The organism is Shewanella sp. KCT, from assembly GCF_007636505.1.
Taxonomy (GTDB): domain Bacteria; phylum Pseudomonadota; class Gammaproteobacteria; order Enterobacterales; family Shewanellaceae; genus Shewanella; species Shewanella halotolerans.
Genome location: NZ_LVDJ01000022.1, coordinates 1 through 23487, shown reverse-complemented (window position 1 = coordinate 23487; position 23487 = coordinate 1). Strand labels below are relative to the sequence as shown.

The window sequence follows — 23487 nt, the reverse complement described above, 5'->3', positions numbered from 1 at the left end:
AAATTTTTCCCCGCGCCCCTATATTGATGATAATGAGCCCTTAACCGGCCAACCCCAAATCTGCCCATTCGCCCAGGAACATGATATGACGCTTACCGTTTCTCAACCTCAGTGGCCCCTCAATGAGGCGCAACCCGCCATCGTTTTCAGCCAACTCTCCCATCTCGGCCTTATCTCTGTAACCGGCGAGCAGGCACGGACTTTCATCCACGGTCAGGTGACCACAGATATCACCTCTCTTGAGGCCGATCAGTGGCGCTGGGGCGCCCACTGCGATCCTAAGGGCAAGATGCTGGCAAGCTTCAGAGCCTTCGCCCATCAAGATGCCCTGCTGATGATGATGCCAAGAGAGACGCTGGCGCTGGATCTGCCGCAGCTGCAGAAATATGCCGTGTTCAGCAAGGCAGAACTGGTCGATGCCAGCGACGACTGGTGTCTAATAGGCGTCAGCGGCGAGCAGGCCCCTGCCTGGATAGCCCAAGCCTTTGGTGAAAGCACAGCCGAGCTCACCGAGATCCCAGGCGGCGTCATCCTAAGAGACGGCGAGCGCTATATCATTGCCGTCAAGCGCGATACGCAGGCCGATCTGCTAGCCAAGATTGACCAGCCCATCTACGACTTCAGCGCCTGGCAGGCAGTAGAGATCGCCGCCGGTCTGCCCAACCTCTATGCCCGTCATCAGAGCCAGTTTGTGCCACAGATGTGCAACGTCCAGGCGGTCGATGGCATCAGCTTCACCAAGGGCTGCTACATGGGTCAGGAAACCGTGGCCCGCATGAAGTATCGCGGCGGCAACAAGCGTGCCCTCTATATCGTCCAAGGCTCGGCCAGTGTGGCGATAGATGACGACAGCCAGCTCGAGATGAAACTGGAAGATGATGAAGGTTATCGCCGCGCCGGCACCATTATAGAAGCCGTGCAGCGTGACGGTCAGCTGCTGCTGAGCGCCGTATTGCCCAACGATACGCCGTTAACGGCTCAGCTGAGAGTGGCGGGCGATGAGGCATCGGTTCTCACCCTAGCACCACTGCCCTACTCTCTTGATGAAGAGTAAGCTCAGATTTAACGAAGAAAGGCGCCAATGGCGCCTTTCTTAATGCACGGCTCTATATTCAAGGCACTGTACCTAATGCTTAGTGCCTAATGCTCAGTGCCGACTGCTCACTGCATAGTGCTTGAACATATCGCTTACTCCTTGTCCTGATGGCTGTCGCGGATCTTCACCGCCTCATCGACAATCGCCTTGAAATGGCTTACCAGCTCGGGGTCGAAATGCTTACCCGCCTCGCGATCGATCAACGCCAGGGTATCCTCCACGCTCCAGGCCTGTTTATAGGGACGAATCGAGGTCAGGGCATCGAATACATCGGCAATGGCCACTATGCGCCCCTCGATGGGGATCTCCTCGCCGCTCAGCCCCTTAGGATAGCCCGAGCCATCCCACTTCTCGTGGTGGGTCAGGGCGATGCGCCGCGCCATCTCCAGCATGGGATCCGGATGTTCACCGATGATCTCGGCGCCTATCTCGGCGTGACGCTGCATCTCTCGCCACTCCTCATCGTCTAACTTGGCGGGCTTCTTCAAAATAGCGTCCGGCGTGCCTATCTTGCCGATGTCGTGCATGGGCGAGGCGTTATAGATAAGCTCACAGAAATGTTCCGACATCCCGGCCTCGCGGGCCAGCAGACGGGCGTAGTGGCTCATGCGGATAACATGCATCCCGGTCTCGTTGTCTTTATACTCGGCGGCGCGGCCCAGGCGGCGAATGATCTCGAGCCGGGTCACCTCTAGCTCACGGGTCCTGGCCTTCACCTCCTGCTCCAGCAGGCGTTTCTGATCATACAGCGACAGATGAGTCTTCACCCTCGCCTTAACCACGGGGGCACTGACCGGCTTGGTGATATAGTCCACCGCCCCCAACTCGAACCCTTGGGTCTCGTCGGCCACGTCGGTCAGGGCGGTAACGAATATCACCGGAATGTGCGCCGTCAAAGGCTCTTGCTTGAGCCGCTTACATACCTCATAGCCATTCATGCCCGGCATCATCACGTCGAGCAAGATGATGTCAGGCGCGCTCTTGCCTGCGATCGCCAGTGCCTTAGGCCCGTCGATCGCCACCTTCACCTTATACTCATCCCCAAGAATACCCACTAAGATATCAATATTCTCCGGGGTATCGTCCACAACCAATACCGTAGCTTTCTCCATCAATCCCTTCTCCAGTTGCACCCTGTGATACTCAGCTGTTTGAGTATAGTTCCTTCACGCCTAAGGCCCCGCAGCCTTTCGAAGCGGCGCGCGGCCAAATCTTGCTATCCTTCTTTGTCATACGCCCCAAGCGACCATCACGATCAGCCAGCTCACTCACACTTAGCCACGGCGAAAAGCCTAGCCATGCGTAAAGCCTAGTTAAAGATCTCCTCCACCAGCTCGATTGCCTCGTCAAACTGATAGGCGTTCACCATGTTGAGCACGGGCGCGATCTTATTAGCCAGTGACTTAGGTAGACGATCGCGGATCGCCTGTAGCTTCTCCACAGCCTCGGCGTCCGCCTCCTCCAGCATCTTGAGCAGCTCCTTGATGGCGGCGTCCAGCTCCTGGGCCGACATGGGAGGCGCATCGGCAGTCGCCCCGGCCTCGGCGCCATCTTCTTGCGGCAGCGTCTCGGCCCCGGTCTGACTGAGCCAGTCACCTATGGTGGTGCACAGGCTATCTAACAGCTCGCCCATCTGAGTCAGCGCCTCAGTTACATCGGCCTCGATCGAATCGCTGAGTGCCTGCTCCACCTGCTTGGCCAAGGTCACCAGCTCGGGGCAGCAGAGGTTACCGGCCACCCCTTTGAGGGTGTGGGCATAACGCACCGCCTCCTCCTGCTTACCCTCACGCTGTGCGGTGGCGATAAGCTCCGCGCAGCGGGACTGACCCGTATAGAAACGCTCGAATATCCGCCGGTAGAGACGCGCCGAGTTCTGCACCAGCTGCAGCCCCTTGTCGATGTCCAGCGCCGGATGTTGGGGCCAATAGGCATCCTGACTGTGCCGATGCGTCTGCTCAGCGCTGGTCTCCTCAATCACCTGGCTGTCATCCCCCAGATATTCCAGCAGCGTCTTGTAGAGCAGCGACACCTCGATAGGCTTGGCGATATGGTCGTTCATACCGGCGCGCAGGCACATCTCCTTATCCCCGGCCATGGCGTTGGCCGTCATGGCGATCACAGGTAAATCTGCCAACTCGGGACGCTTACGCAGCTCGGCCGTGGCTTGATAGCCATCCATTACCGGCATCTGACAATCCATCAGCACCAGATCGAAACTCTGCATGGCCAGCTTCTCCAGCGCCACCTGACCATTCTCGGCAATCGAAAGGATCACTCCCACCTGCTCGAGGAACTCGCTGGCCACCTCCTGGTTCATCTCGTTGTCTTCCACCAGCAGGATGCGCTTGCCCTTGAGCTGCGCCAGCAGGGCGGGACTTACCTCGCTGCCCTTGCGCCGCACCGGCATGGCACCCTGCTTACCCAAAGCCGACATGATGCCGTCCAGCAGGCGCGAGGCGCTGATCGGCTTAGTGATATAACCCGAGATCCCCGCCTGCTCGGCCTTGTCGATAAAATCACCGTCGGCATGGGCCGAGACGATCAGTGTCTTGGGCGGGTTAGCGCGCTCGCTCAGCAGTCGCCGCGCCGTCTCTAGGCCGTCCATCTCAGGCATGCGCCAATCGATCAGCGCCACCCCATAGTCGGTCTCCTGACAGCGACTCAGCGCCTCGGCGCCGCTGCGAACCGTATCGACGGTAAAGCCCATGCTTTCGAGAGTGCTGCGCAGAATATCCCGGGCGGTGGCGTTGTCGTCGGCCACCAGGATCCGCATTCCCTCTAGCTCGTGGGCTACCTTGATCAGCTGATTGTCGGCGACCTTGAAGCGCACGCTGAAGAAGAAGGTGCTGCCGTTGCCGAACTGGCTCTCGACACCGATCTCGCCGCCCATGAGTTCCACCAGCTGCTTGCAGATCGCCAGCCCAAGGCCGGTGCCGCCATACTTGCGGGTGGTGGAACTATCGGCCTGACTAAAGGACTGGAATAGCTTGCCACGCTGTTCCTCGGTGAGGCCTATGCCGTTGTCGCGCACGCTGAACTTGAGCAGTATCTCCTCATCCTCGCGCACCAGCTGACTGATCGACAGCATCACCTCGCCCTGCTCGGTAAACTTGATGGCGTTGTTCATCAAATTGATCAACACCTGACTGAGTCGCAGCGGATCTCCCACTAAGTGGCGGGGAATGTTAGGCGCCACGGCAAACAGCAGCTCGAGCTGCTTGTCGGCGGCCTTGACCGAAAACATGTCGCTGAGATCTTCCAGCATGGTATCGAGCTGGAAAGGCACCGCCTCGATATCCAGCTTGCCCGCCTCTATCTTGGAGAAGTCCAGGATGTCGTTGATGATCCCCAGCAGCGACTTGGAGGCGCGGTCAATCTTCTCCACATAGTTCTGCTGCTTCTTATCCAAATTGGTCTGTAGACACAGCTGCGACATGCCTATGATGGCGTTCATCGGAGTGCGGATCTCGTGGGACATGTTCGCCAGGAAATCGCTCTTGGCCTTGCTGGCGGCATCGGCTGCATCCTTGGCCAGGGTCAGCTCCTCGGAGAGCAGCTTGAGGGAGCTGATATCCGCCATGGAGAGCACGGCGGAGCGATATTCCCCCTGCCTGTCGGACAGGCCCGTCATGTTGACGTCCATCCATCTGGCCTCGCCAGCTTGATTGAGCAGGCGGATCTCCAACTTGACGCTGTCGGCGCCGTCGCTCATCAGGCGTTTAAAGCTGTTCTTGGCATCGAGCCCCTGCTCCGGATCCTGATAATCGAAGAAGAGACTGCCCTTAAGACGCTCTATGGGTAGCTGCAGGTATTGGCTAAACTGCTCGTTGCAATCTAAGATGACGCCGCGATCGTCGACATTGACTATGCCGATACCCGCGTTATCGAACAGGGCCCTGAAGTGCGCCTCACGCTTGGCCAGCTCCCTGTCCATCTGCTTGCGCTCGCTGATATCCATCAGGTAACCGTTCCAGACTATGCTGCCATCGTCCTGACGGTCGCCCCTGGCCCCCGCCTGTAGCCAGCGCTGCTCGCCCGTGGGGTGTTGGTAGCGAAACTCTTCGATCCACTTGAGCCCTGATGCACTCTCGCCGGAGAGGGCGCGAATGATGCGGGCGCGCTCCGACTCTATGATGCAGTCGGCCACCAGGTCGAAGTTGGCCAGCAGCTGATCCCGGTGGAAGCCCAGGGTGGTGATGCAGGCGCGGGAGAGGAAGGTGAAGTAGCGCTGATCGTTGGCTATCCAGCGCAGCTGATAGACTGTGTTGGGGATCGATTCAGTGATCGTCTCCAGCTGCTGCTGGGACTGAGCAATCTTCTCCTGGGCCAGCTTGCTCTGGGTGACATCCTGTATGCTGCCATCAAACCAGAGGGGGTTACCCTCATCGTCATAGCTGGCCTTGCCTTTCTCATGCACCCAGCGCAGGCTGCCATCCCGGTGCTGAATACGATATTGCACCTCGAAGCTCTGCTGCTCGGCGATCCCCTTGTTGATCGCCGTGTCGGTGGCTTCCCTGTCCGCCTCCAGGATCAGGCTGGCAAAGACCCGTTTCTTGTTCTCGATAAAGTCGGCGGCGGGATAGCCGGTGATCTCGGCGATGTTGTCGCTGACATACTCCATCACCCACTGCTCGCCCAATCGAGTGCGGTAGACGGCGCCGGGAATATTGCCCACCAGGCCACGGAAACGACTCTCGCTGTCCTTGATCCGCTTGGCGGTGGCCAGCTCTTCTGTCATGTCCCGTATCGAGGCCGCCACCTGCCGCAGACCGTCGCTGTCAGCGGGTAGCAGCCCCAGGCTGATCTCCACCGGAAACAGGCTGCCGTCGGCCTTCTTGGCCTTGAGCGTCTTACCCAGCCCCAGGCCCATGCGACGATCCACCCCTTCGCCGATAAACTTGGCTCTTAGGGCCTCATGATGCTTGACGCTATCGGGCACCAGCTGGTCGACATTCAGCGCCAGCATCTGCTGGGCATCAAAACCAAACAACTGCTGGCAGCGACTGTTGCTGAAAACGACACTGCCCTGCTCGTCGACGATCAACATAGCCTCGGGGGCCGATTCCAACACGGCGTTGGACCAGGCCGCCGCCGAGAACTGTTCGGTCACATCGTTAAACAGCATCTCGATGGAGAGCAGCTCGCCGTTGTCCGACAACAGCGGCTGCATGAAGAGATCCAGGCGGCGCACGCTACCGTTAGCGGCGATCATCTCCACCTGATGGGGCGGCACGCTATTGCCTTGCAGGGCACTGTCCATGTACTCCCAGTTCGCCTCGTTGATAGGGTTGTCGGAGAACATCCGCTGATATTTACGCTTGAGCAGATCCGGGCTGACCCCCAGCACCTTCTCGACACCCGCAGAGACCTGGGCGATCTGCCCATCGGGCTCCAGCGAGCAGTAGAAGGACTTGTCACTCATGCCATCGATCAGCTTGGCAAAACGGTTGCCGCGTGAATCCAGCAGCGCCTGCTCCCGCTGGGCCAGCACCTCGGCCAGCTCGTTAAACTTATCCGTTAGGGTCTCCACCTCGGCCACCGCGCCCCGGGTGCCTTCGATATGTTTGGTCTTACCGGCGCCGAAGGCCACTATGCCGGCGGCCAGACGTTCGATGGGCAGTGACAGGCGTCTGGCGGTGAGATAACCCGTCAGATAAAGCACAGCGGAGATCAGCAGCAGGGTCAGCACCAGGGAGGAGAGCCCCATGTAGAGCTGGTGGGAGAGCTTGTCCTCCTGGGTCATGATCACCACCCGCCAGTTGAGCTTAGGCACCACGCCTACGCTGGCAAGATAGGCCTGACCGTCGGCGGCCAGCATGCGGCTGTTCCCGGATTTGGCCGACTGGAGCAGGGTGATGAAGTCGCCGTTGTCATTTGATGGGGCGAGCCACTTATCCGTGCCCTGGGACATCAGCAGCTGCGCATCCTTGTGGTAGATAAGCCGGCCCTTGTCATCCAACACCAGCATGCGATCGGCATCGATCCCCGCCATAGCTGGCAGGGCGTCCAGGGCCAGATCCACAGTCACCACGCCCCAATAGGGACTCGAGGGGCCGAAGGGCTGGGAGAAGGTGATCATCAAGATGTTACCGGCGCCCTCGTCGAAATAGGGTAGCGACCAGTAGCCCTGGGGCTTGTCTATCGCCTCGCTCCACCAGGCCCATTGGCCGTCGGTGTAGTCGTAGCTGTCGGCGCCGATATCCAGGAACTTCACGCCGTCCTGATCCCGGAAGACATAGGGGGCGTAGGGCCGTTGATTAGGTGTCAGGCTGGGGCGAAAGGCGATGGCGCTGGCATAGAAGTCGCTGTGGCGCTCCAGGCGCCGGGTCAGCAATGCCTTGAGCTCGCCATCTTGCTGGAGAAGCTGATCGCGACTCATCTGACCTAAGAGGTCGGCAAAGGTGCGGGTATCCTTCTCGGCGAAGGAGAGAAAATGATGCACCCGGCTGGCCACCATCTCGGCCTGCTTCTCGAGATCGCCATAGAGGTAGCTCTCTTCGGCCCGGTAGTTAAACCAGGCGATCAGGCTCAACACCATGGCCATGATGGCGATAAGGGGTAAGGCAATCTGTACGATTATCCGGCTACGAAAGGTACGAAGTCTGCTCATGTCCATATTCCACAGTGCAATCGGCTTAGCGGCGCGTAGGCCTGCCACGGCTCACCCACTCAGCGCCAGTTTCATAACTTGACTAAGTAACGGGTAAGCTCACCCACTCCCGTGTCTGTCTGGGGCCGTTTTCCGACACGAAAGACTCTGCTCTTCAAATAGTGAAAACTTGCTAACTTCATGATGAACCAGAAAAATACTTGCTCATTAAATCACCTTGCCGATCGACAATCAACCAGTTAGCGCGATCTTTACCTTTGGTCGAACACTCGATTAAACAGGTGAAAAATAAGCCGCTTTTCACCAGCCCCTGAGCCGCCATCTGAAAGTGAAAATTCAACGTCAGGCGCATGAGGTTTCACCACCATAGATCCTTTGCTCGAGGCGCTGCGTAAGTAATAAGTATAACCCTGTCTATTGGCTCTGGTTGGCGGTTGCAATCTGCTATCGATAGGGTTATCAATGAGTTTAATGGGCTATGGCTTCAATGGGCTATGGCTTTAATGGAAAGCCTGCCGCAAGCCAACTTCAGCGCTTGGGCGATCAAAGGATAAGGACAGGCAATGACGAGTGTCGCGACCCTGAGCGAGATCTCAAAGGGCTTTAACGACGGCGATAAATTTCACCTGGTGCTGGACAGGCTCGACCTAGAGCTCGCCCTCGGCGAAACGGTTGCCCTCACCGGCCCGAGCGGTAGCGGCAAGAGCACGCTACTCAATATCATCGCCGGATTCGAGCGCCCCAGCAGCGGTGCCCTCACTCTATTAACCCAAGATACCCGAACCTGGGACGACAGCCGCTGGAGCCAGTTCAGACATCATCAGCTGGGCGTCGTCTTCCAGCAATTTAACCTGCTCACCCCGCTCAATGTCGAAGACAACATCGCCTTTCCCCTGCACCTTCAGGGAGACGGCTGGAACGCCTGGTGCGATCATCTGGTCGACGCGCTCGGGCTAAGGCCCCTGCTCAAGCGCCATGTGGAGGCCCTGTCTGGCGGTCAACAGCAAAGGGTGGCCATCGCCCGGGCCCTGGCCCACAAGCCGGCATTATTGCTGGCGGACGAGCCCACGGGCAACCTGGATCAGACCACCAGCCTGGAGGTGATGGCGCTTATCTGCGCCCTGGCCGCCGAGCACGACACCAGTATCTTAATGGTGACCCACTCCATGGAGTGCGCCGCCTTCATGCAGCGCCGCTGGCACCTGGATCTTGGTCGGGTGCATGAGTAGCCTAGTTGTTAACAGTCAGGCCGACGACGGCGCGAAGGCGCTGCTGCGCGCCACCCGTCTCACCCTCAGGGTATTCGCCGCCCACTATAAGAAGGCGCCGCTGCAGGCCGGGGCGATACTGATCGGCATAGTGCTGGCGGTCACCCTGCTGACCGGCGTCAGGGCCACCAATGAGAGCGCCATCGACAGCTATGGCCAGGCCAGCGAGCTACTGAGCGGCCAGGCCAGCAATCTTGTCACCCCGCTGCCGGGCAAAGTTCTCTCTGAGAACCTCTATTTTGATCTCAGGGCCCAAGGGTTCCACCACAGCCTGGCGGTGCTTCAAGGCTCTGCCTTGGATAGCGCCCAGCATCGCTGGCAAGCCACAGGCAGCGATCTTATCGCCGCCCTCTCCGCCTTAGCGCCAAACAGTAAAAACAAACCGCAAACAGACGAGCCATCAGATAGCAAGATGCCCATGAGCGGCCCCCTGCCCCTGGCGGCCATGCTGGCGGGCGAGCCAATAGTGGTGATGAGTGAAACTAACGCCAAACGATTGCCAGAGCCCTGGCTTAGCCTCAATGACATGCGTCTGAAGGTGGTGGCGGTCGATGAGAGTTACCAGCTAGGCGATCGCCTGCTGATGGATATCTCCCTGGCCCAGCAGCTACTGGGCAAGCCGGGCGAGCTTAGCTATATCGCCCTGTTTGACTCGCCGGGGGAAGATCAACAGCAGCTTCTTACATCCTTACTCACCGGCCGGGGCGAACTGGTAGAGAGCGATAACGGCGAGGCGATGAAGGCCCTCACCAACAGCTTTCATCTCAACCTCACCGCCATGAGCCTGCTGGCCTTTATCGTCGGCCTGTTTATCGCCTATAACGGCGTGCGCTACAGCCTGCTCAAACGCAAACGGCTGATCATCCAGCTGCAGCAACAGGGCGTGCGCCGCGCCGCCATCATGCTCGCCCTGGGGCTGGAGCTCACCCTGCTGGTGCTGCTGGGCTCACTCATCGGCTTCATATTGGGGCTACAGCTGAGCTTCTGGTTGCAGCCTATGGTGTCTGTCACCCTGGAGCAGCTCTATGGCGCTAACATACTGCCGGGAAGCTGGCGCTGGCAATGGCTGGCCCAGGCTAGCCTGCTGACCCTGATCGCCGCCCTGCTGGCCTGCGGCTCCCTGTTGAGAGAGCTGCTCAATCAGCCCCTCGCCCAGAGCAGCGGCCAGCTCAGTCAGCAGCGCAGCAGCCAGCCGGCGCAGAATCGCCTCATGCTATTGGCCTGCACGCTGGGCATCATGACCCTTATCCTGATGCCGCTCAGTCAGGACTACCGATTCACCATGGCGCTGCTGGGTCTGGTGGTGATCGCCATTCCTTTGGCCCTGCCTTATCTGCTCAGGCAGCTCATCGGCCTGCTACAGAGAATCAGCCCCAAGGGGCTTATCGGCTATCAGATCAGTGAGACCCGGGAGCTGCTGGCGCCGCTGTCGCTGGCCATGATGGCCATGCTGCTGGCGCTCACCGCCAATATCGCCATGAACAGCCTGGTGGGGAGCTTCGAGATCACCCTCAAGCAGTGGCTGGATGCCAGGCTCCATGCCCAGCTCTACCTGCGCCCACCTGCCAGCCAGATGGCCGAGGTGGAGAAGGCGCTGAGCCAGGCCCCCGAGGTGACCGGCCTCTACAAGCAGTGGCTGCTCAAGAGTCACTACCAACAGACGCCCATCTTCCTGCTGACCCGGGATCCCTACTCCATCGAGCACACCACCATCATCAAGCAGGCGAGGCCGGATCTGTGGCGAGATTTTTTCTCGGCCGATCCCGAGACTAAGCCACTCGCCTTAGTCAGCGAGCCCTTCGCCATCAAGCAGGGTAAGCAGCTGGGCAATAAGATACAGATAGCGGCCCTGGGCGAGACCGAACTCACCATAGGCGCCATCTATTATGATTACGGTAATCCCTACGGCGAGGTGATCATCCCGCCATCTCTGTGGCGCAGGGCTAACCTTGGCGAGACGCCCTTGAGTCTGGCCCTCACCCTGAGCACTGATGTGGCCGGGTTTAGCCGGCAGATCCAGACGCGCTTCCAACTGCCAGACGCGCTGGTCTACAGCCAGGAGAAGATCAAGGCCCAGGCGATCACCATGTTCAAGCGCACCTTCTCCATCACCCAAGTGCTTAACAGCCTGACCCTGATGGTGGCCGCCATCGGCCTGTTTAGCGCCTGTTATATGTTGACCCAGGCGCGCCTGGCGCCTATCGCGCGCCTCTACGCCCTGGGGGTAAATCGTCGTCAGCTGGTGTGGCTGGTGGTCGGCCAGATGCTGCTCATGGTACTGCTCACCTGTCTGGTGGCCCTGCCGACGGGCGCCCTGCTGGGGTATCTGCTGATCCATAAGGTGACCCTGCAGGCCTTCGGCTGGACCATCGCCATGGTGTGGGACTGGCTCGCCTACCTCGAGCTGGTGGGGCTGGCACTGCTGGCCAGCACGCTGGCACTCGCCTTCCCCCTCTATCAACAAACCAGACGCCCCCTGGTGTCGAGCCTGCAACGGGAGGTCATATGACGCGCCGGCAACACCTTGGAATGATCGCGCTAATGCTAACGGCCCTCTTGCTACCTGGCCTTATGCTACTGGGCTGCGGCGCGCCCAAACAGGAGTCTAAAGGCATGGGGGATCTCATGGGCTCAGGAGAAGGAACAGACACAGACGCAGAGCAAAGTGGCTACGCCAAAGTGCTCCCGGGAAAACCGCTCAGCTTCCCTAAAGATCATCTGGCCCACGACGACTTCAGGCAGGAGTGGTGGTATCTGACCGCCAATCTCACCACAGACACGGGCAAACCGCTGGGGCTGCAATGGACCCAGTTTCGCATCGCTCTCTCTCCTGGTTCACTCGAGTCACCACAGTCGCCTGGCACAAAAGAGTCACCGACATCAGAGACGCCAAAACCAGAGAAACCAAAGCCAGAGAAACTAAAGCCAGAAACATCTTGGGCGACCAAGCAGCTCTACATGGCCCACAGCGCGGTCACCACCAGCGAGACCCATAAGGCAAGCGAGCGCTGGTCTCGGGCGCACCCCAAGCTGGCGGGGACAAAAGCCTCACCGCTCACCATAGCCCTGGATGACTGGCGCTGGCAGAGCGAAGGAGACGATCTGTTTCCGGCGACACTAACGGTTAACAGCGACGACTTTAGCTATCAGTTAACACTGAGTAGCGGCGCGCCGTATCAGCGACAGGGGGATGAGGGCTACAGCATCAAGAGCGCGGATGGCGAGGTGGCCTCCTACTACTACAGCCAACCCTTCATCGCGATCACCGGTAGCGTCACCCTGGATGGCAAGGTTCACAGCGTCAGGGGGCAGGGTTGGCTGGACAGGGAGTGGAGCTCGCAGTTTCTCACCCGTCAGCAGCAGGGCTGGGACTGGTTCGCCCTGCGCCTCGACGATGCCTCTACCCTGATGCTGTTCCAACTCAGATCTAAGGGAGATTCCTTTTACAGTGCACGGCGCATGTTCGCCGACGGCAGCGGCCGCAACATAGCGAGCAGTGGCATCACGATGAAAGCGACTGAGTGGCAGAAGATAGACTGGATCAACTACCCCATCGCCTGGCAGATAGCCATCCCCAGCGAACAGTTAAACCTCAACATCTCGCCCCTCAATCCAGACAGCCTGATGCCGCTGAGCGTGCGCTACTGGGAGGGCCCCATACAGGTGAGCGGCTCCCATCGAGGCGAAGGCTATATGGAGCTGACCGGCTACTAGCTCTAAGTGCTCCCTAGCGAAAAGGGGAAAATCTGACTAAGGCAGCGGCCTGCGTTTCTTGCCGGTCCACATGGCCCGCACCAGATTCTCCCTGTGGGCCAGGCTGCCGACAATCACCCCGGCGATATGCACCACAATCAGCGTCAGGCTAACGTTGGCGAAGAACTCATGCACCTCCTCCAGCGCCCCATCGGGCCAAGTGGCCACAAAGGTGGCAGCCAGCGGGCCATGGCCTGTGGTGGCGTAGAGCGCCATGCCGGTCAGCGCCGTCAGCGAGACGCAGGCGATCAGCGCAACTATCATCAGGCCGCCAGCGGGATTGTGGCCAAGATAATCTTTCGCCCTGCCGGCAAAGAGCTGCTTGAGGTACTCCATCGCCTGGGCCGGAGGCCTGACAAAACTGCTGAATCTGGCATATCGAGTGCCCACCAGCCCCCAGATAATACGTAGCGCCAATATACCTAAGATGATATAGCCGCCGTAGCTGTGCACCAGCATCCATTCATCCTCACCCTCGGTGAGATAGGTCAGGGTAAACAGCAGCACTAAGGACCAATGAAACAGACGAATAAACAGATCCCATACGGGGATCTCCCGCGTATTTTCCTGTGTCATAGCGAGCTCCCTCCCGGGCAAAACCCAAATCACTAAATTAGCGCCAGCCCAACTAAGTTTGGGCTTTCGCCGCAGGAGCAGATATCACCTTTGCCCCTCTTTTGGTTATACGCCCCGATGCCAAATTGAGCAAATTAACGACTGTTAAGGTGTTTGAAAACTTAAGTTGTCCAGCCCTAAAAACTGTTTAAATTTCGAACTGAGAGGCAGGTCACACGAAAAACCTTGATCTCGATCTACAAAAGCTCCAGTTACCTCTCAAGAGGTATACCCCTATCAAAAGCAAGGATTAGACTGAATCCTATCCTAATGCGGCCAAGTCCCTAAATATCGCCAATATCCCGGGAAGCAAGGCCGCCACAGAAGGGTTAACCCATGACACAAGAATATCATGTGACCAGCCTGGTGGTACACGCCGCCCCCGGCCAGGTCGCAAAAGTTACAGAGGATATCAACGCCCTTGCGGGCGCCGATATTCACGCCGTCACCGACGAGGGTAAGTTCATCATTACCCTGGAGGGGGCCACCCAAGGTGCGATCCTCGATAACGTCGAAGCCATCAACGCCCTTAGCGGGGTGTTATCAAGCAGTCTTGTCTATCACCAAGTTGAACCAATAGAAGAAAAGAGTGAGGAAACACCATGAGCATTAGCCGTCGCGAGTTTCTAAAAGCCAACGCCGCAGTTGCCGCTGCGACCACGGTTGGCGTCACTCTGCCAGTGAAGATCGTTGAAGCCGCTGAGCAGAATGACAACATCAAGTGGGATAAGGCCCCCTGCCGTTTCTGCGGCGTGGGCTGTAGCGTTTTGGTCGGCACCAATAACGGCAAAGTCGTTGCCACCAAGGGCGATCCAGAAAGTCCGGTCAACAAGGGCCTTAACTGTATTAAGGGCTACTTCCTGTCCAAAATCATGTACGGTAAAGACAGGCTAACCACGCCGCTGCTGCGCATGAAGGACGGCCAGTATGACAAAGAGGGTGAGTTTACCCCGGTCAGCTGGGACAAGGCCTTCGACACCATGGCCGAGAAGTGGAAAAACACCCTCAAGACCAAGGGCCCTACCGCCGTCGGCATGTTCGGCTCTGGCCAGTGGACAGTATGGGAAGGCTACGCCGCCTCTAAGCTACACAAGGCTGGTTTCCTCACCAACAACATAGATCCAAACGCCCGTCACTGTATGGCCTCTGCCGTAGGTGGCTTTATGCGTACCTTCGGTATCGACGAGCCTATGGGCTGTTACGATGACTTAGAAGCCGCCGATCAGTTTGTGCTCTGGGGCGCCAACATGGCCGAGATGCACCCGATCCTGTGGGCACGCCTGTCAGACAGTCGCCTGAGCAAGCCAAACAGCCGCGTGCATGTGCTGTCGACTTTCGAGAACCGCAGCTTCGATCTCGCCGACAACCCTATGGTGTTCCGCCCTCAGTCTGATCTGGTGATCCTCAACTTCATCGCCAACTACATCATTCAAAACGGTGCGGTAAACAAAGAGTTCGTCAGCAAGCATACTAAGTTTGCCCTGGGCACCACAGATATCGGCTATGGTCTGCGTCCAGATCATCCGCTGGAGAAGAAGGCCAAGAACCCAGGCAATGGCAAGTCTACCGCCATCAGCTTCGACGAGTACGCCAAGTTCGTCAGCACCTATACCCTGGAATATGCCACCAAGATGAGTGGTGTCGAGCCCGAAAAACTCGAGACCCTGGCCAAGGCCTACGCCGATCCAAGCGTGAAGATCATGAGCCTGTGGACCATGGGCATCAACCAGCACGTACGTGGTGTGTGGGCCAACAACATGCTCTACAACATCCACCTGCTGACAGGTAAGATCGCCACCCCAGGTAACAGCCCCTTCTCGCTGACGGGTCAACCATCAGCCTGTGGTACCGCCCGTGAAGTGGGTACCTTCGCCCACCGTCTACCGGCCGACATGGTTGTGGCCAATCCTAAGCACAGAGCCGTCACCGAAAAGCTGTGGCAGCTGCCGGAAGGCACGATTCCTCCTAAGCCTGGCTTCCACGCCGTGCTACAGAGCCGCATGCTCAAAGATGGCAAGCTCAACTGTTACTGGACCATGTGTACCAATAACATGCAGGCCGGTCCTAACATCAACGATGAGATCTACCCTGGCTTCCGTAACCCAGACAACTTCATCGTGGTCTCGGATCCTTACCCAACGGTTACCGCCATGGCGGCCGACCTGATCCTGCCGACCGCCATGTGGGTCGAGAAGGAAGGTGCCTATGGTAACGCCGAGCGCCGCACTCACATGTGGCACCAGCAGGTGAAGGCACCAGAAGGCGCCAAGTCAGATCTGTGGCAGCTGGTTGAGTTCTCTAAGCGCTTCAAGGTGTCAGAAGTCTGGCCGGCAGAGCTAGTGGCCAAGAAGCCTGAATACGCCGACAAGACGCTCTTTGATGTGCTGTTTGCCAACGGGGTGATCAACAAGTTCCCCACCTCAGACTGCAAGGGCGACCTGAACGATGAGTCTGAAGCCTTCGGCTTCTACCTGCAGAAGGGTATCTTCGAAGAGTACGCCCAATTTGGTCGCGGCCATGCCCACGACTTAGCCGACTTCGACACCTACCACGAGACCCGTGGCCTGCGCTGGCCTGTGGTCGAAGGCAAGGAGACGCTGCGCCGCTTCGTCGAAGGTAGCGACCCCTATGTCAAAGCCGGCGAAGGCTATAATTTCTATGGTAAGCCTGACGGTAAGGCGGTGATCTTCGCCCTGCCTTACGAGCCTGCCGCGGAAGAGCCTAACGCAGAATACGATCTCTGGATGTCGACGGGCCGCGTGCTCGAGCATTGGCATACAGGGTCTATGACCGCCCGCGTACCCGAGCTGTACCGCGCCTACCCAGATGCACAGATCTTCATGCATCCGGACGACGCCAAGGCCCGTGGTCTTAAGCGTGGTGATGAAGTAGTCGTGGCCTCGCCTCGCGGTGAAGTCAAGACACGTGTTGAAACCAAAGGCCGGAACAAACCGCCACGAGGCGTGGTATTTATGCCATTCTTCGACGCGCGCCAACTGGTCAACAAGTTGTTACTGGACGCCACGGATCCCCTCTCGAAAGAGACGGATTTCAAGAAGTGTCCGGTAAAAGTGATGAAAGCCTAAAGCGGTTCATCGAACCCTTTAATCGCTTGAGTCAAACATCAGATATGAAGAGCTAGATATGAGCCAGGTCAATCGCAATAGCAAAGCCAAGGGCGTCAACCGCCGCCAGTTCTTAGCCACTACGGCTAAGGCAGGCTGTGCCATGGGCCTCTTGGGATTGGGCGTCAGTGGGGTTGCCAAGCAATCCTCGCACCTTGATCCTATGGCGATTCGACCGCCTGGCGCGTTAGATGAGCAAGATTTCTTATCGGCCTGTGTACGCTGCGGACTCTGCGTACAGGCCTGCCCCTACGACACCCTGAAACTGGCGCGCTGGTTTGACGGTGCGCCGACGGGCACGCCCTATTTCACGGCGCGCACTGTGCCCTGTGAGATGTGCGAAGATATCCCCTGTGTGAAGGCCTGCCCCTCTGGGTCGCTGGATCACGCCTTGACCAATATCGACGAGGCGAAGATGGGGATAGCAGTACTGATCGACGAGAAAAACTGCCTCAACTTCAAGGGCCTGCGCTGTGACGTCTGTTACCGCGTCTGCCCCTTGATCGACAACGCCATTACGCTCGAACGGCAGCACAACCAACGCAGCGACCACCACGCCATGTTCCTGCCCACGGTCAACAGCGACACCTGTACCGGCTGTGGCAAGTGTGAACATGCCTGCGTGTTGGAAGAGGCGGCCATCAAGGTTTTGCCTGCCCATATCGCGCTCGGAAAGACGGCAACCCACGATACCTATATCAACACCGAAGAGACCACGCTTGAGATGTTAAACAAGGGGCTCACACTATGACAAACGGCATGAGTAATACGAAGATGAAGACGCCAGGTGCGGATCAGACACGTTTCGCTCAGGCGGCGATCGATGAACTCGGCTGGTGGCGCGCCCACAAGTTCCTGTTCCTGCGCCGTGCCAGTCAGCTGTGTGTGCTGCTCACCTTTGCCATCGGCCCCTGGATGGGGCTCTGGGTACTCAAAGGCAATCTCTCTTCCAGCGAGCTACTGGGCACTATCCCGCTGTCGGATCCCCTTGTGACCCTGCAAGTGCTGATGACGGGACGCCTACCCGAGACCGCGCTGCTTGTCGGCGCGCTGCTGATCGCCCTCTTCTACCTGCTTGCGGGTGGACGAGTGTTCTGCAGCTGGGTCTGCCCAGTTAACCTGGTCACCGATGCTGCGAGCTGGCTAAGGCGCAAGCTGCGTCTGCCCCGCACCGCCGAGATGCCTAGAAACCTGCGCTACTACCTGCTGGCACTGGTGCTGTTACTGCCCCTGGTCACAGGGATCACTGTGTGGGAGTGGGTCAACCCAGTGCCTATCCTCTATCGCGCCCTACTGTTTAGCGCCGGTAGCGGCCTGTGGATACTGGCGATGATCTTCTTGCTGGATCTCTTTATCAGTGAACGGGCCTGGTGTGGTCACCTGTGTCCCACAGGCGCCCTGTTTGCCCTGCTGGGCAAGGCGAGCCCGGTCAAGGTATCTGCGGTCAATGCCAGTGCATGCGACAACTGCATGGATTGTTTCGAGGTCTGCCCAGAGCGGCAGGTGTTGAAGCCCGCCCTCAAGGGCGACAACCCCATGATAGTCGACAGCGATTGCACCCAGTGCGGCCGATGTATCGATGTTTGCGCCCAACGCGTTTTCCAGTATCAAAATCGAATTGCCCTAAAGGCGGAGAACAACAAATGAAAAAAGTACTCACTTTAGTCGCGCTGATGGCGCTAGGTGCCTGTTCCGGTCAGCAAAGCAAACCTGCGGCCGAACCCGTGAACATCAGTTCACTCGGAAAAGGCGAGATCACCGCGGTTCGCGCGGCCGACGAGATGCCGACCTATCCTAAGAAGGGTCAGGCCATCGAGCGTGGCTTCGTCCACCAGCCACCGCTGATCCCCCACAAGGCGGACTATCAGATCAGCATCAAGAAGAATGGCTGCATGACCTGTCACAGCCCAGAGAAGGCCAAGCGCATGAAGGCGACCGAGATTCACTCGTCGCACATCCTGGCCGACAACAAGCTCAACTATGAGTATTTCAACTGTACTCAGTGCCACGTGCCACAGGCGGAAAACAAGCAGAAGTTGGTTGAGAATAATTTCTCGAATCAATAGGAGTTGAAGTTCGAGTCTTGCAGACTTGAACATTTGACGCTGCAAACAAAAAACCACCCGATAATGGGTGGTTTTTTATTGCCTGACGGCAATCTTGGCCTAGATAGTTTTTTGCCATTTTACGGTATTGGCATTTGGCCTCGCGCTGAGAGTCGCTGCTTCATGGCAATCTATCACCTGCGGTGGGCTTATGTGCAGATACATCTGCTACACGCCGTGAATACTTCCTTGTAGGCTCGACGATGGCATCCCTGCCATCGACGTCCGCAGATGCATCTACACCTGTATCTAACGTCTCTTCGATTAAACGGTATTGCGGGCGGCGAGGCATCTACATCCAAATCTAACGTCTCTTCGAATCTGTGTCATATGAAGGCAACTTACTAATCAGAAAGACATAAACTCGACTTTGATTACTCACTCGTTATAGATTGAAGCACCTGACAATCGTTATAACGCCTGATCGTTTTTTCTCCAGCGCTCTGATAGAGTATTTCAACATTAGCGGCTTGGTTATTGAAATTCTAGACTGTCGGTTGACGTATTATTCCACTCACATGTGCGATCTATTTCGCCAAGCAAGACAGCAAACTTGGAGAAGTAGCATGGCTTTAACAGCCCCAACTCGAAACCTATTTCTTGCAGCCACTTGGTTTATGCTAGGTCTCATTGTCATAGCGATAGCCATTACAGCTTTGACCAAACAAGGCGCCTTTATTGCCCCAGGCACACTTTTGTTTTCGATATTACTATTCATGCAGAGTGCGCAACGAACAAAACGCTATTCGGTTGAACCAAGAAAATTCAACAAGCGTCTTCAATGGGTTGGCTTGGTAACAGCAATTGCCAGTGGCGTTTCTCTGGTACTGCATCAGGCCAGCACTCAGGTATGATTTAGCCTTCATCCCAATAAATAATTCTTCAGCGTTTATTGCCACTCATAAATCGGGCGCGCAGGCGCGAATGACATAAGGAGTATGTGTGAAAATCTACGGCGATCTGCAGTCTGGTAACTGCTACAAGGTGAAGTTGTTGTGCGCCCTGTTGGGCATTGAACATGAATGGATTCATGTGGATATTCTCGCGGGCGATACCGGCAATAGCGAGTTTCTGGCCAAGAATCCCAACGGCAAGATCCCTCTGCTCGAACTGGACGATGGCAGCTGCCTATCCGAATCCAACGCCATCTTGAACTACCTCGCCGCCGGCAGCGAACTCCTTCCCCAAGACAGCTTTGCCCTCGCCAAGGTGCAGCAGTGGCAGTTCTTCGAGCAATACAGCCATGAACCCTATATCGCCGTGGCACGCTTTATCGCCAAATATCTCGGACTGCCTGACGATCGCCGCGCCGACTATGAGTCGAAGCAGCAAGGCGGCCACAAGGCGCTGGCGGTGATGGAAAACCAGCTGCAAGAGACGCCCTATTTAACCGGCGAGCAGCTGACCACGGCCGACGTCGCTCTGTATGGCTACACCCATGTGGCTCACGAAGGCGGTTTCGACCTTACCCACTACCCAGCAATTCAAGCCTGGCTTAAGCGCATCGCCGCGCATCCCAAGTATGTGGCGATGGCCTAATGTGACTGTACCTAGTGTGGATGTGGTCTAGTGTGGCTGTGGTCTAGTGTGGCTGTGGCATAAGCATGTAAGAATGGCCGAAACGGATAAGGGACAATAGATGACACATAAGGGAAAACTCTTCTTTTTCTGCGCCAAGATGGGCGCGGGTAAGTCGACCAAGGCGAGAATCATCGCCGATGAAAACGGGGCGCTGTTACTGTCGGAAGATGAATGGTTAGCGGCTCACTTCCCCAATCAGATTGAGTCGTTTGATGACTATATTCACTATTCAAGCCTCATCAAGCCCTTCATAAGAAACCATGTGGCTCGCCTGATAAACGTCAGTACTAACGTAGTGATGGATTTTCCTGCCAACACCAGAAAGCAGCGGCAATGGTTTCTCTCCCTCTGCAACGAACTAGCTTGCGAGCATCAGCTCATCTATCTGGATCTCAGCGATCAGCAGTGCCTGGCTCAAATAGACAAGCGGCGCCAGGAGCAGCCCGAGCGCGCCCGCTTCGATAACGAAGCCGTATTCCGTCAGGTGACGCAATATTTTGAGCCGCCGACTGACGATGAGGGGCTGGATATATTACTGGTCACAGTGGATTACTAAGTTAGATTATAGCTTTCCCTTTCATTTTAATTACTTAACCAAATTGCTTAACCAAACTACTTAAGCCCATGGCGCAAGGAGGACACTTTGATTCCAGGCTACAGCATCACCACAGACAAGGATGCGTTCGATTTCGATGTTATCTACGGCTTTATCTCCCAGAGCTATTGGGCCATGGGGATCCCCAAAGAGACCATGAAACGAGCCATTGCCAACTCCCTCTGTTTCGGGGTTTTCGATGCTGATAACAAGCAGGTGGGCTTCGCGCGCCTCATCACGGATAGCGCCACCTTCGCCTACCTCGCAGACGTGTTCATCCTGCCCAGCCACAGAGGCAAGGGGCTAAGCAAGTATCTGATGGAGACCATAGTCGCTCATCCCAATCTGCAGGGGCTAAGACGTATCGTACTCGCAACGCGGGATGCCCATGGGCTCTATGCCCAATACGGGTTTCAGCCAATCGAGAATCCCGAGATTCTCATGCAGATCTGGCATCCGAATGTGTATCAGAGGGAGCAGGTGACTGCTGGCTAGGCCAATAGGTATCGAGCGCCTGCTTGGCTGGGGGAATATGGAGACACGTTGTAATTAGTGTCTGAGAAACTGATTATTAGCGCTAAGCGTCATAGTCATTGGCGAAGTGGATTTGAAGGTCGCACCTTCATGGCAACCTAACGCCTGCCCGGCGGGAGACTTTGTTTGCACTTTTGCTGATGTAGCATCTGGCGCTGTCGTCATTGGTATATGAGTTGAAGGTCGTACCTTCATTGCAACCTATCACCTGCGGTGGGCTTATGTGCAGATACGCCTGTGAGACGCCGACTCTTTGTTTTATTGAGAATAGTCCCTTTAGGCTCTGCCGAAACATCTGATGTAAAAGGACTCACGAATGCCGCGTTGACATGGATGTCAAAGAGCGGTCCTGTTTCGGAAGCTCACCGGCGTATCTACACTCGGCATCTAACGTCTCTTCGATTTAGTGTCATTGGGTGCCCATTGGTAAGAAACATTTGGCCACATTTGTATTTACAGAAGACTTGAAGGTCGTACCTTCATTGCTATCTATCGCCTGCCCGGCGGGGGTTGTGCAAGCACTCTTTTGGCACGCCGAAGTTCCGTCCCTGGAGGCTTCACGACGGCGTCCATGCCGCCGAGAGCCAAAAGTGTGCTTACACTCGTATCTAACGCCTCTTCGATTTGGCCTCATTGAGTGCCATTGAGACAAGTTATTCTTTTTAAGAAAAAAACGTACAAAAATGTGACAGAACTTGTTGATTGCTATCTGACAAATAGCTTAATGTGTAACCAATCAAGGACAGAGCTAGGCCACTCGAATCAAACATCGACCACGCCATTCAGGGAATGAAAAAGCCAATCTCCACACGCCAATCAACTCCCTCAAAAAGTTAACTCTGACCCCATTTATTTACATGCTTGGTCTCTTACCTTACAAGGTAGCGAACCTTGCAAGATCTCACTAATAAGTTGTTATGAAGCCAAAGGTATCTGATGAACCTAGAGTCTCTTTACGAAGAATATGTCCAAGCAAAATCGGTGAAAGAAAAAAATGCCGGTCATCAGGCAATTCAAAAAGTGATAGGTAAGGTTGCTTGTAATTTTCCGAAGGATAATCCTGAGGCTTTAGCGTGGTTTACAATGGCTTTAACTCATGACAGTAAAAAATGGTTTGTCGCAAAGCTACTTGAAAAGGTAAATCCCGTACCTAAAGCACTGTTTGATGATTTGGTTTTTGCATCGCTAATTGAGAATGATCCGAGTTTTAATAAATGGTTTATCGCACCATGCGTAAGAACGTTTGGGGTCGATGCAGTTAAATCGAGAATAATGACTTTTTCGGCACATCCTCAAGTAATTGAAAATGATGGTGTAACCAAAGTAATGTACTGGGTTCCGAGGTTGGCTTCATAACCAGTTGCTCAAGTTTACTACGCCAGCTTCGGCTGGCTCCGTGGGACTGGCACGTGGCGCCAGCTCCTTAGCAAAGCGTTAGGTATTCTTAGGGGTAGTAGTGAATTAAATATGACTAAAGAGCCAAAGTACCCGATAACAGTTCATTTTCTTGAAGACGCGGAGATTGAAACTTATGATTCGGAATTGGAATTAGTTACTTCTTTGGAGTGGTTTGATAGTTCTGATCCTGAATGGAAAGTGAAAGTGCAGGATGTGACTGGAGCGTCGATCAACTTAAAAGTTGATGCGTTGCAAGTCACCCTGCTTGAGTATAAATACCTAACAAACCGCTGACCATACATAAATGAATCTGAAACTGATGAAATAGGCCTAAAATTCTAACTCATTTTTGTCCAAAAAGGACTTAGCTTTTAGAAGATGATGACAGCCAAGTGCGGCTCAATCGAAGAGATGGATAACTAGGTGTAAACATGCTTTTGGCCTTCGAAATCAGGGATGATTTCGCAGAGCATCCAGGGATGATGAGATGGACACCTCTTGTAAAGTCGGCGTCAAAAGCGCCATATTGAATTTGCGAGTTCAATATCAACAAAAGGTGTCCACTATGAAAGTTACTCTAATTGGTATCGATTTGGCAAAAAATGTCTTCCAAGTTTGTGGTGTGAATCAGGCTTGTAAATCTGTATTTAATCGTGCACTTCGTCGACATCAACTTATGGCGTTTTTAGCCCAATACCCTGATGTAATCATAGCTATGGAGGCTTGTAGCGGGTCAAATTACTGGGGAAGAAGCTTAAAAGCTCAAGGTTATCAAGTAAGGTTAATTCCCCCTCAGCATGTGAAGCC

General features: G+C 56.0%; 19 protein-coding genes and 1 pseudogene. 16 read left to right on the top strand and 4 right to left on the bottom strand.

What is annotated here, in order from left to right; all coding sequences use genetic code 11:
- Positions 1-85: 85 nt before the first annotated feature.
- Entirely contained in the window at positions 86-1054 is a 969-nt protein-coding gene (ygfZ, locus tag AYI87_RS20120; protein WP_144204395.1) for a tRNA-modifying protein YgfZ, read from the top strand.
- 134 nt (positions 1055-1188) lie between these two features.
- On the opposite strand, the gene AYI87_RS20115 is transcribed toward ygfZ, so the two are convergent.
- The 3 genes from AYI87_RS20115 to AYI87_RS21290 form a co-directional block, all read right to left on the bottom strand.
- Complete coding sequence (locus tag AYI87_RS20115; RefSeq protein WP_011866995.1) at positions 1189-2208, bottom strand: two-component system response regulator; 1020 nt, start codon at positions 2206-2208, stop codon at positions 1189-1191.
- A gap of 197 nt (positions 2209-2405) precedes the next feature.
- A complete protein-coding gene (locus AYI87_RS20110) occupies positions 2406-7712 on the bottom strand; it encodes a PAS domain S-box protein (protein WP_144204408.1) in 5307 nt (1768 codons plus the stop codon).
- Between the two features lie 172 nt (positions 7713-7884).
- The gene (locus AYI87_RS21290) at positions 7885-8058 is read right to left on the bottom strand and encodes a hypothetical protein (RefSeq protein WP_186300685.1); all 174 of its coding nucleotides are present in this window, start codon (positions 8056-8058) and stop codon (positions 7885-7887) included.
- A 211-nt stretch (positions 8059-8269) separates the two neighbouring features.
- On the opposite strand from AYI87_RS21290, the gene AYI87_RS20105 reads away from it, so the two are divergent.
- The 3 genes from AYI87_RS20105 to AYI87_RS20095 are packed head-to-tail and all read left to right on the top strand — an operon-like array spanning position 8270 to position 12688.
- Positions 8270-8935 (top strand): ABC transporter ATP-binding protein, encoded by a 666-nt coding sequence (locus AYI87_RS20105; protein ID WP_144204394.1) that lies wholly within the window; start codon positions 8270-8272, stop codon positions 8933-8935.
- The gene (locus AYI87_RS20100; RefSeq protein ID WP_144204393.1) at positions 8928-11483 is read left to right on the top strand and encodes an ABC transporter permease; all 2556 of its coding nucleotides are present in this window, start codon (positions 8928-8930) and stop codon (positions 11481-11483) included. The genes AYI87_RS20105 and AYI87_RS20100 overlap by 8 nt, the downstream gene beginning before the upstream one ends.
- Entirely contained in the window at positions 11480-12688 is a 1209-nt protein-coding gene (locus AYI87_RS20095; RefSeq protein WP_144204392.1) for a lipocalin-like domain-containing protein, read from the top strand. The genes AYI87_RS20100 and AYI87_RS20095 overlap by 4 nt, the downstream gene beginning before the upstream one ends.
- A 36-nt stretch (positions 12689-12724) precedes the next feature.
- Here the strand turns inward: AYI87_RS20095 and AYI87_RS20090 are convergent, their stop codons facing one another.
- Positions 12725-13303 (bottom strand): cytochrome b/b6 domain-containing protein, encoded by a 579-nt coding sequence (locus AYI87_RS20090; RefSeq protein ID WP_144204391.1) that lies wholly within the window; start codon positions 13301-13303, stop codon positions 12725-12727.
- 375 nt (positions 13304-13678) lie between these two features.
- On the opposite strand from AYI87_RS20090, the gene AYI87_RS20085 reads away from it, so the two are divergent.
- The 12 genes and pseudogenes from AYI87_RS20085 to AYI87_RS20030 all read left to right on the top strand — a co-directional run.
- Positions 13679-13948, top strand: a complete 270-nt coding sequence (locus AYI87_RS20085; protein ID WP_011867001.1) for a chaperone NapD — start codon at positions 13679-13681, stop codon at positions 13946-13948.
- Entirely contained in the window at positions 13945-16428 is a 2484-nt protein-coding gene (gene napA / locus AYI87_RS20080; protein WP_144204390.1) for a nitrate reductase catalytic subunit NapA, read from the top strand. Before AYI87_RS20085 ends, napA begins: the two co-directional genes overlap by 4 nt.
- Before the next feature lie 58 nt (positions 16429-16486).
- The gene (gene napG, locus AYI87_RS20075; protein WP_144204389.1) at positions 16487-17218 is read left to right on the top strand and encodes a ferredoxin-type protein NapG; all 732 of its coding nucleotides are present in this window, start codon (positions 16487-16489) and stop codon (positions 17216-17218) included.
- An 8-nt stretch (positions 17219-17226) separates the two neighbouring features.
- Positions 17227-18114 (top strand): quinol dehydrogenase ferredoxin subunit NapH, encoded by an 888-nt coding sequence (gene napH / locus AYI87_RS20070; RefSeq protein WP_409928985.1) that lies wholly within the window; start codon positions 17227-17229, stop codon positions 18112-18114.
- Positions 18111-18533: a nitrate reductase cytochrome c-type subunit gene (locus tag AYI87_RS20065; protein WP_144204387.1), complete on the top strand. Its 423-nt coding sequence runs from the start codon at positions 18111-18113 to the stop codon at positions 18531-18533. Before napH ends, AYI87_RS20065 begins: the two co-directional genes overlap by 4 nt.
- A 605-nt stretch (positions 18534-19138) precedes the next feature.
- Positions 19139-19426 (top strand): hypothetical protein, encoded by a 288-nt coding sequence (locus AYI87_RS20060; protein ID WP_144204386.1) that lies wholly within the window; start codon positions 19139-19141, stop codon positions 19424-19426.
- Positions 19427-19514: 88 nt separating this feature from the next.
- Entirely contained in the window at positions 19515-20111 is a 597-nt protein-coding gene (locus tag AYI87_RS20055; protein WP_144204385.1) for a glutathione S-transferase family protein, read from the top strand.
- Positions 20112-20211: 100 nt separating this feature from the next.
- The gene (locus AYI87_RS20050; protein WP_144204384.1) at positions 20212-20709 is read left to right on the top strand and encodes an AAA family ATPase; all 498 of its coding nucleotides are present in this window, start codon (positions 20212-20214) and stop codon (positions 20707-20709) included.
- A 90-nt stretch (positions 20710-20799) separates the two neighbouring features.
- Positions 20800-21243 carry a GNAT family N-acetyltransferase gene (locus tag AYI87_RS20045; RefSeq protein ID WP_144204407.1) on the top strand — a complete coding sequence of 148 codons (444 nt, stop codon included), beginning with the start codon at positions 20800-20802 and terminating at the stop codon, positions 21241-21243.
- Positions 21244-22218: 975 nt separating this feature from the next.
- Positions 22219-22638: a hypothetical protein gene (locus tag AYI87_RS20040; RefSeq protein ID WP_144204383.1), complete on the top strand. Its 420-nt coding sequence runs from the start codon at positions 22219-22221 to the stop codon at positions 22636-22638.
- Between the two features lie 111 nt (positions 22639-22749).
- A complete protein-coding gene (locus tag AYI87_RS20035) occupies positions 22750-22974 on the top strand; it encodes a hypothetical protein (protein WP_144204382.1) in 225 nt (74 codons plus the stop codon).
- A gap of 271 nt (positions 22975-23245) precedes the next feature.
- Positions 23246-23487, top strand: a pseudogene (locus AYI87_RS20030) (IS110 family transposase); the annotation flags it as partial.

Coding starts and splice junctions, on each gene's coding strand:
- ygfZ (WP_144204395.1), top strand. CDS start 86: ATGACGCTTACCGTTTCTCAACCTCAGTGGCCCCTCAATGAGGCGCAA.
- AYI87_RS20115 (WP_011866995.1), bottom strand. CDS start 2,208: ATGGAGAAAGCTACGGTATTGGTTGTGGACGATACCCCGGAGAATATT.
- AYI87_RS20110 (WP_144204408.1), bottom strand. CDS start 7,712: ATGGACATGAGCAGACTTCGTACCTTTCGTAGCCGGATAATCGTACAG.
- AYI87_RS21290 (WP_186300685.1), bottom strand. CDS start 8,058: ATGCGCCTGACGTTGAATTTTCACTTTCAGATGGCGGCTCAGGGGCTG.
- AYI87_RS20105 (WP_144204394.1), top strand. CDS start 8,270: ATGACGAGTGTCGCGACCCTGAGCGAGATCTCAAAGGGCTTTAACGAC.
- AYI87_RS20100 (WP_144204393.1), top strand. CDS start 8,928: ATGAGTAGCCTAGTTGTTAACAGTCAGGCCGACGACGGCGCGAAGGCG.
- AYI87_RS20095 (WP_144204392.1), top strand. CDS start 11,480: ATGACGCGCCGGCAACACCTTGGAATGATCGCGCTAATGCTAACGGCC.
- AYI87_RS20090 (WP_144204391.1), bottom strand. CDS start 13,303: ATGACACAGGAAAATACGCGGGAGATCCCCGTATGGGATCTGTTTATT.
- AYI87_RS20085 (WP_011867001.1), top strand. CDS start 13,679: ATGACACAAGAATATCATGTGACCAGCCTGGTGGTACACGCCGCCCCC.
- napA (WP_144204390.1), top strand. CDS start 13,945: ATGAGCATTAGCCGTCGCGAGTTTCTAAAAGCCAACGCCGCAGTTGCC.
- napG (WP_144204389.1), top strand. CDS start 16,487: ATGAGCCAGGTCAATCGCAATAGCAAAGCCAAGGGCGTCAACCGCCGC.
- napH (WP_409928985.1), top strand. CDS start 17,227: ATGAGTAATACGAAGATGAAGACGCCAGGTGCGGATCAGACACGTTTC.
- AYI87_RS20065 (WP_144204387.1), top strand. CDS start 18,111: ATGAAAAAAGTACTCACTTTAGTCGCGCTGATGGCGCTAGGTGCCTGT.
- AYI87_RS20060 (WP_144204386.1), top strand. CDS start 19,139: ATGGCTTTAACAGCCCCAACTCGAAACCTATTTCTTGCAGCCACTTGG.
- AYI87_RS20050 (WP_144204384.1), top strand. CDS start 20,212: ATGACACATAAGGGAAAACTCTTCTTTTTCTGCGCCAAGATGGGCGCG.
- AYI87_RS20040 (WP_144204383.1), top strand. CDS start 22,219: ATGAACCTAGAGTCTCTTTACGAAGAATATGTCCAAGCAAAATCGGTG.
- AYI87_RS20035 (WP_144204382.1), top strand. CDS start 22,750: ATGACTAAAGAGCCAAAGTACCCGATAACAGTTCATTTTCTTGAAGAC.